General features: G+C 44.3%; 12 protein-coding genes and 1 rRNA gene. 7 read left to right on the top strand and 6 right to left on the bottom strand.

Going from position 1 to position 19,362, the window contains the following annotated elements; genetic code table 11:
* Window positions 1–213 precede the first annotated feature (213 nt).
* From SFV55_RS08910 to SFV55_RS08900, 3 genes are all read right to left on the bottom strand, one after another.
* Complete coding sequence (locus SFV55_RS08910) at window positions 214–1,467, bottom strand: serpin family protein (protein ID WP_320029141.1); 1,254 nt, start codon at window positions 1,465–1,467, stop codon at window positions 214–216.
* Window positions 1,468–1,739: 272 nt separating this feature from the next.
* Window positions 1,740–3,974, bottom strand: coding sequence for a DUF5682 family protein (locus SFV55_RS08905; protein ID WP_320029140.1), 2,235 nt, complete (start codon window positions 3,972–3,974; stop codon window positions 1,740–1,742).
* 705 nt (window positions 3,975–4,679) lie between these two features.
* Window positions 4,680–5,468 carry a type II toxin-antitoxin system antitoxin SocA domain-containing protein gene (locus SFV55_RS08900; RefSeq protein WP_320029139.1) on the bottom strand — a complete coding sequence of 263 codons (789 nt, stop codon included), beginning with the start codon at window positions 5,466–5,468 and terminating at the stop codon, window positions 4,680–4,682.
* 270 nt (window positions 5,469–5,738) lie between these two features.
* Here SFV55_RS08900 and SFV55_RS08895 point away from each other — a divergent pair, with 270 nt between their 5' ends.
* The 5 genes from SFV55_RS08895 to SFV55_RS08875 all read left to right on the top strand — a co-directional run bounded on the left by SFV55_RS08895 (window position 5,739) and on the right by SFV55_RS08875 (window position 9,116).
* Window positions 5,739–6,680, top strand: a complete 942-nt coding sequence (locus tag SFV55_RS08895) for a hypothetical protein (RefSeq protein WP_320029138.1) — start codon at window positions 5,739–5,741, stop codon at window positions 6,678–6,680.
* A gap of 118 nt (window positions 6,681–6,798) precedes the next feature.
* Window positions 6,799–7,956 (top strand): caspase family protein, encoded by a 1,158-nt coding sequence (locus SFV55_RS08890; protein WP_320029137.1) that lies wholly within the window; start codon window positions 6,799–6,801, stop codon window positions 7,954–7,956.
* A 137-nt stretch (window positions 7,957–8,093) separates the two neighbouring features.
* Window positions 8,094–8,357 carry a hypothetical protein gene (locus SFV55_RS08885; RefSeq protein WP_320029136.1) on the top strand — a complete coding sequence of 88 codons (264 nt, stop codon included), beginning with the start codon at window positions 8,094–8,096 and terminating at the stop codon, window positions 8,355–8,357.
* Window positions 8,342–8,515 (top strand): hypothetical protein, encoded by a 174-nt coding sequence (locus SFV55_RS08880; RefSeq protein ID WP_320029135.1) that lies wholly within the window; start codon window positions 8,342–8,344, stop codon window positions 8,513–8,515. Before SFV55_RS08885 ends, SFV55_RS08880 begins: the two co-directional genes overlap by 16 nt.
* Before the next feature lie 82 nt (window positions 8,516–8,597).
* The gene (locus tag SFV55_RS08875; RefSeq protein ID WP_320029134.1) at window positions 8,598–9,116 is read left to right on the top strand and encodes a DUF6155 family protein; all 519 of its coding nucleotides are present in this window, start codon (window positions 8,598–8,600) and stop codon (window positions 9,114–9,116) included.
* A 12-nt stretch (window positions 9,117–9,128) separates the two neighbouring features.
* On the opposite strand, the gene SFV55_RS08870 is transcribed toward SFV55_RS08875, so the two are convergent.
* The gene (locus tag SFV55_RS08870; RefSeq protein ID WP_320029133.1) at window positions 9,129–10,265 is read right to left on the bottom strand and encodes an ATP-binding protein; all 1,137 of its coding nucleotides are present in this window, start codon (window positions 10,263–10,265) and stop codon (window positions 9,129–9,131) included.
* Window positions 10,266–10,494: 229 nt separating this feature from the next.
* Between SFV55_RS08870 and SFV55_RS08865 the strand changes: the two genes are divergently transcribed.
* A complete protein-coding gene (locus SFV55_RS08865; protein ID WP_320029132.1) occupies window positions 10,495–11,304 on the top strand; it encodes a DUF3298 and DUF4163 domain-containing protein in 810 nt (269 codons plus the stop codon).
* Between the two features lie 260 nt (window positions 11,305–11,564).
* Here SFV55_RS08865 and SFV55_RS08860 read toward each other — a convergent pair whose 3' ends face one another.
* A complete protein-coding gene (locus SFV55_RS08860) occupies window positions 11,565–14,255 on the bottom strand; it encodes a CHAT domain-containing protein (protein ID WP_320029131.1) in 2,691 nt (896 codons plus the stop codon).
* A gap of 114 nt (window positions 14,256–14,369) precedes the next feature.
* Entirely contained in the window at window positions 14,370–18,395 is a 4,026-nt protein-coding gene (locus SFV55_RS08855) for a tetratricopeptide repeat protein (RefSeq protein WP_320029130.1), read from the bottom strand.
* Window positions 18,396–19,234: 839 nt separating this feature from the next.
* On the opposite strand from SFV55_RS08855, the gene SFV55_RS08850 reads away from it, so the two are divergent.
* Window positions 19,235–19,362, top strand: a 16S ribosomal RNA gene (locus SFV55_RS08850); the annotation flags it as partial.

Genomic DNA, 19,362 nt, shown 5'->3' with positions numbered 1-19,362 from the left:
TAAATCATTGGGCAACAAAGGTATGAAAAAGGTGTATTCTCACTTAGTAGTGGGGCAAAATGAACACTTATTTTTTTATCACCCCAGAGGGGAACTACGCTGTAATAGATTATACAAAAAAAGACGGCCCACCGAAGCGAGCCGTCCAAAATTATTACGGTTTACTAGTTGTCTAAAAGAAGCGCTCAAGAAGAGCGGTATGTTCAAGAAACATTATTTGTTCAAAGTCGGATTCATCATTTTGCCAATAAACAAGGCCTGGTTGCTGCGGCCCTCACTGATGACAAAAATGAAAGGTTGATTCACGATAAACTGAGGGTTATTAGGAATCGAGGTAACCACAATTTCAACCGAAGTGGCCGCAGCAGCTTTGGTACCTGCTTCGTCAACTTCAATGAATGCTTTGTGTTTTACGTTTGAAATAGAGAGTTCTGCACCTGTAGCAATTCCCGAAAAATCTGCACGCCCCGGCATAAATGCAGTAGGCATACCTAGTGCTTCGAGACTGGCATTTAGGCTATTCTCATAGCGCATGCTGAACTTTGGTAGGGCAAAAAATATTTCTTCGGATGAATAAGCTTTATTCCAGGAATTCCAATTTGTTAGTGTAAGTTCTGATAAGATGTCTTTTACAGTGAATCCTTCTTTTGGTAAAATCACCGTCATGGAATAGACGGAATCTGCATAAGGTAGTTTAACCGCGTGTAATTTTTCATTGCTAAAATAAGGCAATTTTATTAAACCAGTACCATATGACATCATTTTTACTGGAACTTGTTTGCTGTTTGTCACAAAGAAGTCACTATCGTAGGTCTTTTTGCTATCAAACTGCTTGCGCCAGGTACCTTTGAAGTAAATGGCATTGATTAGGAACATCACCGAATTGTCCTGAATCTGATCGATAATGCTGGGGATCAATTTATTCGTCTTGTCACTCACCCATTTGTTGATGATGTCTTTGGCTTCGGGTTTGCTGAAATCGAGTGGGCGCACCTCACTGTTGTAATAAGTGGTGTTGGTGTTCAAAAAGGCAGCATTCACATTGAAGCCCTGCCGGTACCAGATAGAGTTGGCGATGCCCAGGTTTACTTTTGGATCCAGTTTGGGTAGCTCTTGCAGCAGGGTTTGGTAAGCTTGATTGAGTTCATCCAGGTTGATTTTTCCGGCACCCAATACTTTGATCATTTCCTCTTTGGTTTGGCCATTGGCACCATTGAGGGTCATACTCAGGGCTGAGCTAATGCTGAGGGGGGAAATAAAAAGGTTGTCTTCAGGTTTGTCAGCCTCCAGCTTTTTAAAAATATCAAAACCAAATTGGTTGGTGGCTTCGCCCAGTTTGCAAACATTGGGGTTGTTCGCGCAGCTTAAGGTACTGCTGCTGGGGCTGGGTTCATCACTAGCGTCACATTGGAATAGGAAAAAGCTCAATGCTGCACAAAGTGCAAGTAAGAGAGAGTGGCTTTTCATTGTAAATCGGATTTTACTTATTCAGACGAGGAAGCTTGGGAAAAGGTTGGAGCAAAAGGCCACTTCTTTGTACAAAAAAAGAACCGACTGCAAGATTGGGAGTCCTGGAGCCGGTATCGAAAGCGACTTTAGATTGCAGGAAAGATTTGCTTCTTTTAACAAGAGGATGATATTACAGCAAGAATATAAACCCTTTGATGTTGCAAAGAAAGACCTGTAAGATGAATTCTGGATTAAGCAGAGGTTAAGTTGAGCTTAATTTTCGGCATTGATTAGCCTAACAATTGCTGCAAGATGGGATTGACCAGCTGAGCACGCTGTGGATCAAAATTGGATTGTACCGTCTTTTTTGCCACACCGTCGCCTTTGGCAAAATTCAGGATTTCCTGGCGCTCGGGCGGTGTGAATTTGGAGAAAGTACGCCGCAAAACCGGAAGGGCTTCCCGGAATACTTCGTAAGGCAAGGTTCCCAGCCATTCATTCAACAAGCCCCACAGCGTTGGGGTATGTAGCAAGAGTTGCCCACTGCCGTGCAAAAAACCTTCCAACCAAAGGGCTGCATCATTCACCCCGGCAGCTCGGGACAAGGCTGCCGACAATTCAGTGCCTGCCTGCTCCGGGTCGAGCATTTTTTTGTCCAATAAAATCCGCGTCGCGATCCCCGCCAACAAGGGATGGGTGCCATTGCCGAGCATCACGCCCACCAGTGCTTCATTCCATAAATTGCTGGCCTCTTTTTCATTCAGCAAAGCTACTGCCCGATTGCCCTCCAGCAACAAGCGGAAAAATTCGCGGGCGGGTTCTTCATCCAATTGGCGACAAGCGGCGGGTAAACCAATACAAACCCTGGGCAAGAGTTGATCCAGCAACTCTCGAACGGCCAGTGCATCGGTTTGACGGGTATTGCCGTAGCGCAGGATATTGGCCAAGGGAGCAAGTGCTTCTAGCAGACCCATCACATCACGGGTTTGAGCCCCCAGTTCTTGCAGGCGTTTGGTCATGGGGCCAACGGCCAGGGGTAAATCTGCTTTTAACACTTCGCCAAAACGCTGTAAGAGTAAAGACAGGTTATCTTCCTGTTGAACCAGATGCAGGACATAATGTAAAGAAGCCTCCTCCAAAGTGTTGCCCCACATGCCCATTTCGATCAGGCGAATGATGAACTCGGGTGTCCAGTCCACAAAACGCCACAATTCGTGAAAACTGCCTTTGACTTTATCCGACACGGCTACCGGGCTGGCCCAGGCAATGCCCAAAATTTGTAAACGGTGGAGCAGGTGACTAGCTTTGAGGTTGGACAGTGTGCGTAAGTCCAGTTTTTTAGGCTCTTCCTTATCTGTACCGCTGCGGTACAACTTGTTCAATCCCGCACTTTTGATGCAAGCTTCAAAATCTTCTTGTAGTGGAATGCCACTCACTTGGGCGGGTACATTTCCCCTGATTTTACCAATGACCAATTCTTGCTGGATGAGTTGGAGGGGTGCCGAGTCTCCTTGCCCAAAAACCGCCAGTGCTGCCTCTTCCAATTCGCCAATTCCGGTGGTGCTGCGATGGCGCAGGGCGGCCAGGGCATCGGCCAAACGTACCGCTTCTTGCACATGGGCGGCCGAGGCATCCAGGTGTTTTTGGCGCAGCAATTGAGCGACCCGAATCAACCAGCGTACCCCTTGTTCTTCGGGGTGCAAAAAAAGCAACTCGTACCAGGCGGGCGAGAGCACTCCTGCGGCGTAACCCGATTGAAAGGCTAGTCGGTCGTAACTCCAGGGAACCCAGGTGCAGCGGGTTTTGACTTTTTTGAGGCCCCGCAACAGGGCATTGTCATTTTTGGCCGGGTATTGGTTGAGTGCATGGAGGGCGGGTGAGTGCCAGGCCCCGCATACCACGGCAATTTTTTGGAAACCCTCTTTTTCGGCATGACGAATGGTTTTGCGCATGAAGGCTTCGCGCAATAAGGTTTCGGTACTTTCCATCCGCAGCCCTTCTTGCCGTAGGGCTGTCATCATCTCCAGGATGGCATCAAAAACGGCATTGTCGTCGCTGTAGGTTTCAAAGGTGTGTTCCCACCAGCGCTCACTGTCGTCGTAGCCCGCCAAGGTAGCCAGGTAATGCATGGGGTCGCGCAACATTTGAACCAGTTCAGGGTCGGGTGCTTCGCCTAGTTGCAGCTGTGGCAAATTGCTGGCGGAATCGCGCAAGGCAAAGGTATGGGCCATGGGCAAATCCATCGGGCGGGCGGGAATGCCCACGCGCTGCGCATAATGCAAGGCTTGCCACTCAGGGGAAAAAACGGCGAAGGGCAAAAAGCTGGCTTGTTGCAAATGCTGAGGGTTGTACAACAGCAAAGCGACCGGAACCTCCAGCTCTGCATGGCTGATCCACTTCAGGGCGGGTTGGCAATCTTCGGGCAATTCGATGAGCACACAGTCGGGCTGCCACTGCTCCAGGGCGCGGAGTAGTCGTTGGGCGGAGCCGGGACCGTGGTGGCGAATGCCGAAGATTTTGTGCATTGGGTTATGTGGTTTGTGCAAAATTGGGGTTTATTCGTTGGACATGTTCGTTTTTTCCTAAAAAAATGAGAGTTGGGGGTAAAAGTATTCGAAATTAATTTAACGTGAGTTTTGAATTAATTAATTTTTTTACCGCAGAGTTTCGCGGAGTAAACACAGAGTTTCGCAGAGTTTTATTAGTTTTTAGGAGTTTTGCCACCTCTGGTGGCTGGAGGTCGAGTATGATTAAAACTTGAATGTCAGGTATTTAGTGTTCATTCAATGCGCCTCTGAGTACTCTTAGCCACCGAAGGTGGCCTAAACTCTGCGAAACTCTGTGTTTACTCCGCGAAACTCTGCGGTAAAAAATGTTGTGGATGAACGGATTTTTTGAAAAAAAACATAATAATCCATTGATATTCAATGCGAATAAATCAAAACTCACGTTAATTTATTATCGATTGATACTGCCCCAAAAACTTAAACGAGTTCTTGCATTGCCGATAAGCGCATTTATCATCTTGTAACCCGCCGCTTTATCGGCGGGCCTAGAAGCTACCTCCCCTCACATCTAACATCTTTGCCAGATCACACATCTACCCTCTCACTGTTTTGATGCATGATCGGGCAAAGATGATAGATGTGAGTGTCGGGGGCTTCAACCCCGCCGTTGAAACAGCAGGTTTCAAGATGATAGATGGATTTGAGCTTATCCGTGGACTCTGGTTAAACTAACTTCAAAGAATAGGGCAGTTCCCGGTAAAAAACTAGTTCATACCCAATTACCTCCCCGTTTTTGGAAGCCTTTAATGGCATGTCATTATTGACGTACTGGCTAAACAAGTTCTGCGACCAATCACTCATGTGGTCAATGACCTTGTCGATGATCTCTTTTTCACTGGCTTTTAGCAACTGAAGGTCAGCTTTGACGAGTGGCAAATACCGAACCTGCGTTTGTCCCTGGAAACTGGTTTTGACTCTTTGGATTAGCTCGCCTTCCAACAAATGTTGAATAAAATGATCAAAATCTCGCAAGATAGGGCCACTGGAGGTTTTTAAATAACTCGCCCCGCTCAATTGTTCTTCGCAAACTTCGTAATGGTTGAAATCAATGAAATAGAGCATGTGCTGCAAAACGCGTTCATTCATATTGGGCTTCCCCGCACAGTTTTCCAGGATGTAGATGAGGACTTGGGTGAGTTTATCTGGGTCTAGGGTTGGGGTATCATCTCGCTCGCTTGCAGCTATTGTTTTTTCTGGCTGCCGAAGTTCTATGTTTTTTTGCAGGGAGTAACCTTCGGATAAAAAATCATCGATCGAAAATCCAAGCTGAATGGCCAGTTTTTGTAGTTCGACGGCGTCTATGTTGCGGTTTCCTTGCTCGATTTGCGCTAGCGAGGGGCGTGAAATGGCAATGCTTTTGGCCAATTCGGCTTGTGATAAACCTTTGCGTTTGCGCAATTCGCCAAGGCGGGTTCCGATTTGTTGGTTGGAAAGAATGGTGGGGTGTTCCATATTTTTTGGTTTGGGGTAAAGGTAAGGGGTGTTTGATTTTGGATCAAGAGAGTGGTGGGAAATAGAACGTTTTTCCGATTTATTAACAAGCCATAAATGGCAAGTTGATCAGTTTTTCCTTTGAAAAAACAGGGTGAAATGTATACTTATTTTGCTGTTTTTCTTGTAGCTTTAAGCTCATTACCGTCAATAGCTACTGCAGGAATGAGCGGGGTAGAGGAAATGGTCTTGCGTTTAAGACATGTTTGCCGAAACTAAAATGATAAAAATATGAATATAACAAAAACTGTTGTTTTGACTTTATTAATATCACTATTAAGTTGTAGTCATGATAATCAAAAAGATGATGAATGTGAATGTGTCATTGAGGAGAACGTGGATAAAAAGACTGAAAAAGGACAAGACAACTCAGACCAGACTTTGGAAGGTGGGGCAAATGGGGGAGTTGAAGCTCTTGTAAAAAAAGCAGTTGATGCTAAAATAAGTATTTCAGGTTCTTATTTAGGCTCGAATCAGAAAATAGAGGAGGTATATAGGGAAATAATTGGTTCAAACCCCCAAATTACGCAAAAAGCAAACCTTTACAGAAGTGTGGCATGTGCCTATTACGAAATCGCCTGTCAAGATAAAACATTAAGCGATAAAGAAAAAACCGATAGACTAAATGAAGTAGTTGCTGGATATGAAGAAAATATACACAAAATAATCAATGAAGAAAAAACTGCTGGAATTGAAAAAGAACAACTTACACCTGAACCTCAAAAAGAAAATATAAACGCTAATAATGTTCGAGGTAAACAAAGAAAAAAACAAGATGAAATTGAAACAAAAAAAACATCTTCTACCCAAATAGAGAAAATTGAAAATAGTGGAAATTTAAGTATTGGGCAGACTGGAGGTTCAGTTACGCAGACAACAATTGTAAACCCTAAAGAGAAGTTTTCAGAAGAAGAAAAAAGGGAAATAGTGCGGAATATTAATCTTAAATATAGGGCAGTTGGTCAAAATGGAGCGACTTGCGTTGAGATTACCCCTAATCAAGTTCATCCAAAGTCATATGATTTATGCGAGGATTTAGAAAATTTTCTTAGGCAAGAAGGGTATTACATTATAGAGAATACTAGTACAATGAATGTAAGTGGGTATGAAAAGGTAAAATATAGAGTAGGTGAAAGGTCTTGCATGAATTTAATTATCACTTATGTTCAATAGATAAGTTCAGAGAAATGGAAAATAAAATCAACACAACAGCGAACAATGCATATATTCGATGCCAGTTAATTACTGGTATCGAATATACGACACCATTGTGCCTGATAACATAAAAAAGATGAAAGAACTGAAAAAAGAGTTAAAAGAATTAGTAGTTAGTTCTAAAGAGAAGCTTTTTAAACGAGTAAGTTCGTCTTTAAAAATTGAATCAACATTAAAAGATGATTTCGAACTAATAAGAGCAAGATATTATAGTCTTTTAAGAGACTTCAATCTAAATGTTATAGCGAGAGAAGATTACGACATTGAAATGGCAAAAATATCAAAAAGTTTAATAGATATGATAAATCTAATAAAACATGAAGATATTAATCAACCAGAAATTTTAGGTCTAAATGAAAGCATTTTGACAAATAAACATATTGTTCTTAGTTTGTTTGGATTTTTAATTTTAGGTTTATCTTTCATTATATTCAATCTATTGACAACTAATTCTAATTCACAAGAAAACCCCCAGGTACAAAACTCTAATTTTGATTTAACTCTATTGAATTCGACAACAAATAAAAAAGAGCAACCAAAGTCAATATTCGAAAGTAAGATTAAAAATTTAATGATATTTTCGGGAACAACAGGTGATGGAATTTCATTTGATTCAAAAAAATTGGATGGTGGACTCTTTACTCATTTTTTATCAAAGGGAATTAATGGATCAGCAGATGCTGATAGTAATAATATTATTAGCATTCAAGAACTTTTCAACTATGTATCAGAAAATGTAAGTGATGCTTCAAATGGGGTTCAGAACCCTACATTGAGATTTGTACACGGGAAAATGAACCAAAGCATCAAAGGAAAAAGTATAAGCGAAATTTACTGTTTGTCGATTGGAGTGTCAAATTATCAAAATTCTGCATTTAGCCTTAGATATTCAGCAAAAGATGCCAGAAAATTTGGGCAATCAATTCAAAATTTCGGCAGTAGTTCACAAATATACATATTAACAGATGAAAGTGCTACCAAGGATAATATTGAAAAAAAGCTAAATTTGATTATTAAAAATTCAACTAAGGACGATTTAGTTTATATTTATTATAGTGGTCATGGGGGGCTGGATAAAAATTTTGAATACAATATGGCTCCTTTCAACTTTAATTTTCAAAATTACGCTAATGGTATACCCTTTTCAAAAATCGAATCAATGTTGGGCTCAATTTCAGCATCACAAATAATAATGTTATTAGACTCATGCCATTCAGGTGAATTAAATGAATAAGATTTATAAAAGAAGATAAAAAACAGTGAAACAAAGGCTGAGATTCAGACAAGTCAAAATAGGGCATAACAATATATATGTCTATGCCGCCGAAAGCCACCACACGATGGTATAGGCGTAAATCAAAACATCCAACCATGAAAGTAAAAGTTGAGCAAGCGATTGCAATGGCCAGAAACAATGAAAGCTTGGAAGGGCTGGTTATCGAGGATTTGCAAGATACTCAGGTTCGGGCTGTTGATGCCTTGGCATTGGCTGAGCACGGCGTTTTGTTGCCTGAACAAAATATCTACTACAATGATGAGGATATAGCATATGATCCTGATTTTGATGAGGTTGAATGGAGTAAAGAACCGCTCAAAATGACCTGGGAGGAAAAATACAGTTGGCAGCGCAAATAGAAAAAAATGCTACCAATGATGAAGAAATATCAGTCGTGGTAAAAATTGCCGATCGGGAAGTTCGCCAATGGATGAATGAGCATGGTGATAAAATGGGGCAAATTTTGGGAAATTTCATTGTGGACATCTATAAGGCCAACCAGATCATTAAGGGATAATTTAATTATAACGATTTATATTCGCAAATGTGAATTGCTTAGGCTTGAGCAGTACACTGCCGAACCAACATGTACACAACACATGAGCCTAATCAACCTAAAAAAAGAACTCAAAAAACTCGACAAAGAGCAACTAATCGACTTGATTGCTGACCTGTACAAATGGAGCAAGCAAGCAAAGGAGTTTTTTGATTTTTATGCAGAGCCCGACGAAGTTGCCTTGTTTAAAAAATACCGCGACAAGGTTTATGAAGCCTTTTACCCTAAACGAGGCTTTGGATTTAAACTCAAAGAAGGCAAACAAGCCATTAGTGACTTCAAAAAATTGGGAACCTCAACGGAGCTGATCGCAGAATTGATGTTGTTTTACGTGGAGACGGGGGTGCAGTTCACCAATGAATTTGGCGATATTAATGAAGCTTTTTATTCAAGTTTAGAAGGAACCTATCTTCAAGCATTGACCCTGATGAAAAAAGAGAATTTGCTCGGTAAGTTTGTTGAGCGAGCCAGTAAAGTTGTAAGAGACACCCGCAATATTGGTTGGGGTTTTCATGATCAGTTGAAAGGGATTCATTATGATTATTACTCGGATGCGGGTTGAAGTGAACACCACTCAGTCCAATAAAAAATCCAAATAATTCTCTCGATTCACGACCTGATACGAAGCTTCAGGATAATTATCAACCCAAGACTGAGGAGCTTGCGGTGCCTTGTTGGACAGTTTAAACTCAAATCCTTGTACTTGTCCTTTTGATTCTTCGACATAATCCAGTTCCGCACCAGTATAAGTGCGCCAAAAATAGCGGTTGGCATTTTGCCGGGAATAAGTTTGTGTTTTGATCCGTTCCAAAATCAAAAAATTTTCCCAAAGGCCGCCACTGTCCCTGCGTAAGTGGAGGGGATTGAAGTTTTCTATCACAGCATTACGCACCCCCAGGTCGTAGAAAAAAATTTTGTCATGCCTGGTTATCTCCTTGCGTAGATTGCGGCTAAATCCGGATAACCTAAATACAACGAAAGCTTTTTCAAGGGTATCGATGTAATTGGCTACGGTTTCTTTGGAAATTTGCAGATTGTTGGCCAACTCACTCAAAGAAACCTCTGAGCCAATTTGTAAAGCTAAAAGTTTGACCAAATCTTGTAATTTACGGGCATACTTAATCGATCCTATTTCCAGCACATCTTTGTACAAATAGGATTGAGTTAATCCGCGTAAATACTCAATTTTATCCTCTGGATGCTGAAGCGAAAATAATTCAGGATACATGCCGTAAATCATAAAATCGTCTACTTGTTGGTCCAATGCAAAACGATTGGTAGCAGGAGCCAACTCGCATAAAGCTATTGGAAACAAATGATAACTCCATGTTCTTCCCGTTAGCGGTTCTTGAGTTTTATTTGCCAAGTCAAAGGAAGATGATCCCGTAGCTATAATTCGCAGTTGGGGTAAGCTGTCGTGAAGAATCTTGAGGTTAATGCCAATATCTGGAATTCGTTGAGCCTCATCAATAAACAATACATCAATACCATCCACAAGTTGGCTCATTTTCCTTAAAGATCGACTAGATAAAACCTCTGCATAGTCAATGTCATCGGCATTGATTTCCAGTTTTTTGCCGGGTACTTCGGCCAAGACTTCTCTGGCCAGAGTGGTTTTACCCGACTGCCGTGGCCCGTATACCAAGATGATTTTATTGGGCGACTCGGTCAATCTTTTGATAAGTATACCTTGTTGAAGGCGCTGGATCATTAGCTTATTTTTGAACAAAGTTATAACTATTCTCCGAATTAACGCGAATTCGGAGAATAGAGTCTCCGAATTCGCGTTAATTCGGAGAATAGACTGCTTTTAATCCTCCCAAACCCTCCCTTTTTTCCCAGCTCAAAAAAAATTAATACCTTTCCACTACGAGCCAGAGGATAAAAGACGTTTTATCCCTTCCTCGCCTCAACTCGTCACCAAACCTTTTTAACATAATATGAGAATTCAAGATTTCAACAAAATCTTTTTCCTGGTAAGCCTCTTCGGTATCGTGGCTTGCCAGAACAGTACAAGTAGTACCCAGGAAGAAACCGCTGCTGCACCAAGTGTTGAGCAGAAGGTATTCCGCAAAGAGCAGGGCGCTGATTGCGATAAGGCTGCGGACGACGAAACCCGCACCGATTGCGCCAGAATAGACCTCTTGTACCCTGTGGTCACCAAAGGTGAAAAAGCGCTGCAAGATGCAGTTACTGCCTGGACGAACAATTACCTCTTTAGCATATTGGAAGCAGAACAAACGCCAAAATCCTCCACTCTTGATGGAGCAGCCAAGGCTTTTTTCAGAATACACGATGAGACCAAAAAAGAAGGCGGAGCCTCGGTTATGACCGGTGGCTTTGAAGTAAGTACAGGCTCGGAAGTTGTGTTCAACGATGGAAAATACCTCACCCTGGCCATCAACGGCAATGCCTACATGGGCGGCGCGCACGGCAGTCCAACCGAGGCATTGAACACTTTTGACGCAAAATCGGGCAAAATCCTGACTTGGGACGAGCTCGTGACCGACAAAGCAGCCGTCCAGGCTTTGGCCGAGAAAAAAGTGCGGAAAGAAAGAGCGGATGTGTTCAAAGAAGGATTCGACTTCGACGATACATTTAACTTTGTACTACCCGCCAACTATGGCTTGACCGAGGAGGGGATTTTTCTGTACTACCAACATTATGAGATCATGCCCTACGCCTTGGGTGCCACGGAAATTACCCTTACTTTCGAGGAACTAGGGCCGTTGGCAAAAATCAAGCTTTAAAAAATAGGAAATAGTTTAAGACCCCACCTTCGGTGGCGTCTTATTTTGAAAATCAGCCACAAATGACACAAATTTTCACAAATAAGGGCACAAACTTCCGTTTGTGCTCCCAACACGAACGAAGTTCGTGCCCTTATTTGTGAAAATTTGTGTCATTTGTGGCTGAAAAATGTTGTTTCCGCTTCGCCGAAGGCGAAGTCACCAACTATTAAAAAAACGGATTGATAATGGTCGTATTTCAGGAGATGAGGTGTACTGCTTCATCTCCTGAAAAATTGATCCCAGCTACTTAGAAAAAATCGGCGAAAATAAACCGCCAAGCCGCCAATCACCAAAAGCATCCCAAAGATCACATACCATTTCAGGGCAGGATTCCCCATCTGCACCACACTATCCTCCCCCACATAGGTCAGTGCCGCCCAATAATAAGGTGTCTTTTGAAAAGCGGGAATTTCCGGGTCATTCAAATAATCCAATTTAGCCGAGTTTAGCGCCTGGGCCTTGGTTTCTCCTTTACGTAAATGTTGATAAAAAGAGAGAAACAAGGTTGAACTGGACACTTCATTCACCGACCACAAAGTAGCCACCAGCCCTTTCGCGCCCGCATACGCAAAAGCCCGGGCCAAACTCATCACCCCCTCGCCCTGCTTCCATTCCCCCAGGCCACTTTCACAAGCGCTCAAACAAACCAGGTCGGCGTGGAGCGGCAAGGCATAAATGTCGGACAAAAAAGCCCGGCGCTCATAAAACTCAATTCCGGCAGTGTTGTGCACACTATCTGCCGAGGCGTGGGTAGCCAGGTGCAGGATATTGAACTGGGGCGCTTTTTCGGCAAAATGTTCCCAGCTCGCCTGATCCTGGAAGTAGGCCTTTTTTTTGACGCCCTTGATTTGGTCAATTTCCGCTTTGCTGTTGCGCAAGGGCGCCAAACCCCGCTCGGCTTTGTCGAAGCCGGGTGCCAGGGCCAACATGCCTCCGCCGCTTTGGGTGCTCAATTCGAGTTGCGACAACAAAACTCCCAGGGAATATCCGTATTGCAATTTGACCTGCCGACACCAATAAGCAACCTGAGGCCAACGGGCAGCCTTTTTTTCGCCCGTCACTAAAGCTTCAAAAGGTAGAGCACTCAACCAGGCGTCGGGAATCAACACGATGGGTTGGGTAGCCCTGGGACGAACGACTTCCGGAACCAAATTTTTTAACAATTCTTGCCCCAAAGCCTGATAAGTTTGCAAATCCCCACCACTTTTGTCTTGAACCAAGGCCAGGAGTTGACCCACCTGGCTGCGCAAAATGGGGGACTCCCCAATGTTGCGCCATTGCATTTTCCCATCGGCGGAGAGCTGGAACAAATAACTCTGTTCGTCGCCGACAAAATATTCCAGCACCACGGCGTCTTTGTTTTGCAAGAGTTTTTGCCGAATTTTTTCGAAATCCATTTTGTACAATTGCTCCTTCAACTGCGCATAAGCCGGGTATTTTTTAGCCAACTGTATTTTCAAACTAGCCAATTCATCACGGGTTTGGTTGGCCTGGCGCTGATAGTTTTGAACCTGGGTTGAGTTTTGGGTACCCAGAGCTGCATTTTCTAACCAGGCGATCCGCTTTTTCAATTTGATTTCCTCTTGCAATAAAGTGTCACCACTGTTTAACGCTTGTTTCAATCGATTTTCTTGTACGGCCTCCAGCAAAACCGCCGCCTTGTTTTGCTCCAACATCGTCCAAGCCACTTGAATGGTTTGTTGCTTGGGCTGCCGCTGATACAAGGTATAGGCAATGGAAAAAGCCGCTTCCATGCGTTTGCGACTGTAAGCGAGTAGGTTAAGCTTGGAAGATTCAAATTTTAGGGTGTTGCGCAAGGAAAGTTCCACCTGTTGCGCCAGTTGATGACAGGCAAAGGCACTGCTGAGGTAGCTCAATTGTTGGTTTTGTTGGTACAGTTGGGCGAGTGCTTCAGCTTTGCCCGCGAGTGCTTCGTAAAGGGTGTTTTCTTCGTATAATTTTTGCGCATTCGGCAGATCCAATGGCGTTTTGGGTTTAAAACTGGGCACCACGGCTTGTAAGGCTGCATCAAAAAAACGCACTGCCTGAGTGGCCTGGCTATTTTTCAAAAAAAGCTGACCGAGTTCTACATTGATTTTGCCATACTCCCGGTGCTGGGTGCCGTATACCTCATGTGCGAGGTCCAAGGCTTTGCGCAGGGATTTTTCAGCGGCAGCGTAATTGTTGTTTTGACGCTGCATGACCCCTTGCAAGGCATAGGCGCCCGCCAAATAATCCAGCACATCGACTTCTTTTTTTGGGATACTTTCCAGGGCTTGTAAGGATTGTTGCAAGGCAGTTCCCGCCAGGGCAAATTTGCCCAACTCAAATTGACTCCGCGCAATACTGAGCAAAAGCAGGCCTTTTTGCGCAGCGTTTGCGGATTTGAGTTTTAGGCCTTTTACAAAATATTGGAGTGCTTCGGTATTCCGCCCTTCATTCCAATAGGTCAGCCCCAGATTGTTGTACAAGCCAGGCAGGCTTTCCGGATCGGCTTCTTTAAAAGCGTTTTCGTACAACACCCGCGCTTTTTCATTTTCGCCCAAACGGGTGTAATGCGCAATCAAGGGTTTGTACAGGTATTCTACCATGTCCGCATAGTGGTAGCGTTGGTGCCAAGATAAGGCCGCTTCGAATGCCTGAATGGATTCTAGCACCTTCCCCAATTGAAAAAGGTATTCGGCGCGGCTGAGCTGTATCCAGAGGAGTTCTTCGGCTTCGAGGCCATTTTTTGGCTGACGCCAGAGATGGCTCAGGGTTTGATCTAAAATTTTAAGCGCAGCGCTGGGGTTTTCCAGCTCGTTTTGGCGATCCCAGTTGTAGCGGAGGTAGGAGGCGAGTTGATTGCGGGCGCGGAAATGCTGGAGAGAGTCTTGCCCGAATAGGGGCGAGAAACTTAGCACAAGCATCAATAAGCTGGATAAAAATGGCTTTAGAAACAAAGCTATGTCTTTTGGCAATCAAGTATTAGGTAGAAATGACGAATTCCTGGTCACTGAGCGAAGTCGAAGTGCGGGAATTCGTCATTCAACAAGGCTCTTCATCAATACCTCTTTCCGCGACTGATAAATAAATTTCGGCGTTTGCTCCACCAGTTTATTGTACATCTCCAGCGCTTTTTGGGTTAGCGTGCGGTCCTCTGGATGCAAAAGATGCAGTTCAAAGTATGCCGCAGCCTGTTGGTCTGGGCTTAGTGATCGTTTGAGTAAGTCCTGTACACCTTGCTCCGCTTCCATGAATTGCCGGTACAAATGCAAACGTTTGGCATTGAGTAGAGCACCCTCGAAGTACAAATCGGGATGATCCAGGTCAATGGCCAATTGCTGAGCTTCCGCAGTCACCTTGTCAAGTTCGGCATGGTTGCCCGTTTCCAAGAGTACTGTACCTTTTTCCGCCAGACTCAAGCCGAGCACTAGTTTGTTACCAATGGCTCGGGTGATTTCGATTGCCCGATTGTAAAAATGCAGGGAGCGCTGGTATTGCTGGAGGTTGTAAAAAATATCTCCTAGCGTGTTGACTGCTTTGGCCAGTCCTTTTTGGTAGCCCAGTTCTTCACAGAGCATCAGGGCTTTTTGCATGTATTCAATCGCCTTGTGGAAATCCCCCTGAATGTTGAGCAATTGACCAATGAAACCCAGAGCAATGGATTGCCCCTGTTTGTCCCCCAATTCTTCAGTGAGTTCCAGGTCTTTGACGTACAGTTCCATCGCGTCGTTGTACTTACCCTGGCGCTCGTAAATGAGTCCGATGTTGCCAATTCCGACAGCAGTCAGGTGTTTGTTGCCCAACTCGGTAGCCAGATCAAGCCCAGCCTGGAAGTGGAACAAAGCCTCTTCGTAATCCCCCTTTTCCTGTAAAACGATGCCAATGTAAGTATGGATGGTAGCCATGCCCGGCTTGTCGTTGTGGGCCTGACAATAAGCGAGTTGTTCTTGTTGTTGCCGGATTCCTTCGTCGTAATTGCCCTGGTTCATGTAGGTGAGGCCGAGGTTGGCTACAATTTGGGAATCAACGATGTAGCCCCGTACTTCCTGGCCAATCGCGAGGGCATTTTGAAAGTATTTTTTAGCTTCCTCGTATTTGCCCTGGCGGAAGTAGAGGTTGCCCAGATTGCCATACACTTCGGCAAAACCAAATTTGTCATCTACCGACTCAAAGAGGAGTACCGATTTTTGGTAATAACGCATGGCCTCGGTGTAATCACCACGCAACATCACTACCCGACCCATACTGTTGAGGGCCCGGCCCAGGAGGATGACGTCGCGGTGCTGTTTGGCCAAATCGAGGGCGTGTTTATAGGTCTGTTCACATTCGTCCCACTTGCCAATCAACTCCTGAATTTTACCTTTTTTGAGCAAGGTTTTGATTTGGCTGGCAATGTCCTGTTCACTACCCAAGAGGTGCAGCAATTTTTCGTACAAATCCAGGGCTTGCTGGTTTTGAAAGTTGCGGCGGGCGTAATCCCCGGCTTTGCGCAGGTAAGAACAGGTTTTATCAAATACGCCAGCTTGTTCGTAGTGAAAAGCGAGATCAACAAAACGTTCATCGATGTGATCTGCGTACAAACGTTCAATGGCCTCGGCAATCAATTTATGCAACTGCTGCAAACGGGCCCGCAACTGCATACTGTATGCAGCCTCCCGCAACAAGGAGTGACGGAAAATGTAACGCAACTCGTTCATGGCCCGCCAAATCTGTACCTTTTCAGCCACGCCGATTTGTTCGGTGAGGAGTTCTAAATCGGGATTGTTTTTGGAAAACTCCTCGTTGTACTTCATCACCTCGGTCAATACGGTCACTTCAAATTCACGCCCAATTACAGCCGCAGCTTTTACAGTTTCTTTGACCAGGGAAGACAAACGATCGATCCGGGCAGTCAAAATGGAGTTGATCGAACTGGACAACTGAATGTTTTCATCCTTGATGTTCCACAGTCCATTGACTTTGTGCATCAGTTGTTGTTCAGAAAAATACTCCAGCAACTGCTCCAGATAAAAGGGGTTGCTATTGGCTGCCCGTTGCAGCAACTCAAAGAAAGTATCTGAAATGGGCCCTTGCAATTTGATTTCAGCAAATTGGCGCACCGCTTCGGGTTGCAAAACATTGAGGTCAATTTCCAGAGGTCCGCGCACCTGATGTGCTTCCAGCAGGAGTGGGTCCAATAACATTTGTTTTTGCCCATCATCCCCGTAACGGGAAGTCATCAGCAAAAAAATGGGATAACGTTTCAAGTAGCGGACCAACTCAACCAGCAATTCCTGCGAGTTTTCATCGATCCAATGGGTATCTTCCAGTTCAATCGCCACCGGGCGAATCAGTGATTCTGCCAAAAACAAATCGATGATCGATTGAATGGTATTTTGGTAGCGCCCGCGGGCATCCAGTTGCTCCCAAAGTGAGTCAAAGTACACAATGCCAACCTGAGCCGCCAATACTGATTTGGTACGGATCAAATCATCGCGCAAGGCATGCGAATCGGGTATACCTTGTAACTTGTCCAGCAATTGCTGAAAACGGGCCTCAAAACGTTGCAAGTTGCGCGCAGTATTTTTTTCAAGCGCCTGGTCGAAATAGTTTTTCAGGAAGTAGATAAAAGGGTTAAAGGGTTTACGCAGAATCTGATCCGCCGGGCAAGTGTACCACTGTACCTTTTGATCACGAAGCAATGCTTCCTTTAACTCGTAACTCAGGCGGCTTTTACCGATACCAGCTTCACCAAAAACGTAGGCAATCCCCGTGGGACGTCCTTCCAGCAAGGGTGTGGTAAAATCGATCAGGCGGAACATTTCGGCATCACGGCCTACCATGTTTTCGCTGTATACCTGCTGGCGACTTTCATTTCTGCCTATCAGCATATAAGTGGGAATGTCTCCTTTTACACCCTTATACTGAATATCGCCCCGATGGTGGAAACTGAAGTTGCGGTTTTTTTGAATTTCTCCATCCACCAGCACTTCCTCCCAGTCGCCATAAGACATGATGCGAGCCGCCAAATTGACCCTATTCCCTACTGCTGCGTATTGCAATCGTTCGCGCCCACCGATCAAACCAGTATAAGCCGTCCCCTCGGTGGCTGCTGCTTTAAACTGTACGCCGTATTGAGCGCGCAATTCGTACAGCTCCTGGTTGAGGGCATGGATGAATTCCAGGGCGCGGTCAATGTTGTTCTCAAAAGAAACGGGTGCTCCAAAAAAACAAGTCATTACTCCACCCTTGTCGCCAAAGTCGATCTCTTTAAAATATCCACTGAAGTTGTTGATTTGTTCGATCACTACTCCAGCAAACTTGTTCAGCAGAGCATGATTGGGCACACCTTCAAAAGCAATAAAAACGGAAATAACGGTACGGAACTCCCCAACCTGACTGTAATCGATGACTTCAGCTGGTACAAATAGCTCCAATACGTCCCTGCGCAATTCGGGTAAAGTGGTATTGGGCAAACTGATTGGTTGCGTTTTGAAGTCCGCCCCCAAACAAAAGAACCCATCTTCTACGGGAATTACCTCGGTATTGCTGGGTAATTGGCTCAATAAAACACTGTCCAGAGCAATGGAAGAGGATTGATTTTTGGCCATATCCTGGCAGAGTGCAGCCTTGAGCACTGGATCACCCCGGAAATAAAAAGCCCGATGGTAACGTCCTACGATCCCCCATTCAACTGTTCCGTATGAAAGACCAATTTTTACCCCGATTTTAAAAGCACCAAATTTATAGGAGCGTTGTTTAAACAGGTTCCGCACCGAGATGGCGGCGTCCATAAACACATTTACGCCCAAGTCCTCACTTTGGGGAAAAATAGCCGTAAAAGCATCACCCGCATAATAAGGGATGAACCCACCGTGAGTATAAACCACTTCCACCAGTGGCTCGAAGATGTCTTTTAAAATGAGGGAAAGCTCCTCTGCGCCGCGCCCCCCTTTACCCATGAGGGTTTCAGTTAGGGGGGTAAAGCCCGATAAGTCTACGAACATGACGTAGGCTTGCAGCGAATTGTGCAAATTGCGTTGATCGAATTGCTCCTGTATGAAGTGCGGAATGAGCTGTCTCACGGTTTACTGACCTATGGTGTTTTAGAAAGACAATGAAAATCGACACTAGTGTGCTTATTCCACACTTTCTATGTTGGTGTTTTCAAGCTTGGCAAGTTAATAAGAATTTAGCAAATATCGCTGAATTGAAATTTGGAATGACATAGACCCAAAAATGCAAAAACTACACCTTAATATATATAGGCATTAAAAGCGCTATTTTCATTTTTTTGATTTTTTTCTTGGGAAAAGCTTGTATGTAATAAAAGTAGGTTCTACTTTTGCATCCGCTTTGAAAGCAAGGCGATTTGGAGAGGGGTAGAAAGAATTGATTTCGAGGGTTGAAAAAGCCCTGAAAAAACTTTCAAAAAAACTCTTCAAAAAATTTGGAATAAAGGAGGCAGATGTTGTACATTTGCATCCGCTTTGGAAAGCAGGGCATGAATAGAGGTTGAAAAAGGGAAGTGGAAGCGAAAAAAAAGAAGAAAAAAATCTTCAAAAAGTTTTGCAGAAACGAGGATGAGTATCTACCTTTGCTGCCCCCGCAGGAAGTTGCTTGAGAGAGCGACGGAGGAAGCGGAAAGAGTTGAAACCAAAGGGTTTTGACTAAGTTAAAAGCCAATTCATCGGAATTGAAAATACGGTTGAGGTATCGTTAAACGAGGAAGGTTGCAGAGCCTGAAGTTTAGGGATGAGGAGACCAAAGAGTTCATTGACACAATGGGAATTGAGGTAAGGAAAAGATTATTTTTTTAAGAACCATGAGCGGAACCTTGAAGATCAATTTTTATTTGGTTTTTGGTTCAGACGTCCAAGCAAATCGACCGTTCAGCTTCTTAGGAAGCTTTACAAAAGATATTACTATGGAGAGTTTGATCCTGGCTCAGGATGAACGCTAGCGGGAGGCTTAATACATGCAAGTCGAGCGGCAAGGTCTTCGGACCCTAGAGCGGCGCACGGGTGAGTAACGCGTACGCAATCTGCCCTT

This window comes from Haliscomenobacter sp., from assembly GCF_033763495.1.
GTDB lineage: Bacteria > Bacteroidota > Bacteroidia > Chitinophagales > Saprospiraceae > Haliscomenobacter.
The sequence above is the reverse complement of the archived record's forward strand: the minus strand, read 5'-3'. Positions and strand labels throughout refer to the sequence as shown.

What these genes read in the sequence shown, in the direction of transcription:
- SFV55_RS08860 (WP_320029131.1), bottom strand. Translation starts at nt 14,255, where the DNA reads ATGCTTGTGCTAAGTTTCTCGCCCCTATTCGGGCAAGACTCTCTCCAG.
- SFV55_RS08865 (WP_320029132.1), top strand. Translation starts at nt 10,495, where the DNA reads ATGAGAATTCAAGATTTCAACAAAATCTTTTTCCTGGTAAGCCTCTTC.
- SFV55_RS08900 (WP_320029139.1), bottom strand. Translation starts at nt 5,468, where the DNA reads ATGGAACACCCCACCATTCTTTCCAACCAACAAATCGGAACCCGCCTT.
- SFV55_RS08895 (WP_320029138.1), top strand. Translation starts at nt 5,739, where the DNA reads ATGAATATAACAAAAACTGTTGTTTTGACTTTATTAATATCACTATTA.
- SFV55_RS08870 (WP_320029133.1), bottom strand. Translation starts at nt 10,265, where the DNA reads ATGATCCAGCGCCTTCAACAAGGTATACTTATCAAAAGATTGACCGAG.
- SFV55_RS08905 (WP_320029140.1), bottom strand. Translation starts at nt 3,974, where the DNA reads ATGCACAAAATCTTCGGCATTCGCCACCACGGTCCCGGCTCCGCCCAA.
- SFV55_RS08885 (WP_320029136.1), top strand. Translation starts at nt 8,094, where the DNA reads ATGAAAGTAAAAGTTGAGCAAGCGATTGCAATGGCCAGAAACAATGAA.
- SFV55_RS08910 (WP_320029141.1), bottom strand. Translation starts at nt 1,467, where the DNA reads ATGAAAAGCCACTCTCTCTTACTTGCACTTTGTGCAGCATTGAGCTTT.
- SFV55_RS08875 (WP_320029134.1), top strand. Translation starts at nt 8,598, where the DNA reads ATGAGCCTAATCAACCTAAAAAAAGAACTCAAAAAACTCGACAAAGAG.
- SFV55_RS08890 (WP_320029137.1), top strand. Translation starts at nt 6,799, where the DNA reads ATGAAAGAACTGAAAAAAGAGTTAAAAGAATTAGTAGTTAGTTCTAAA.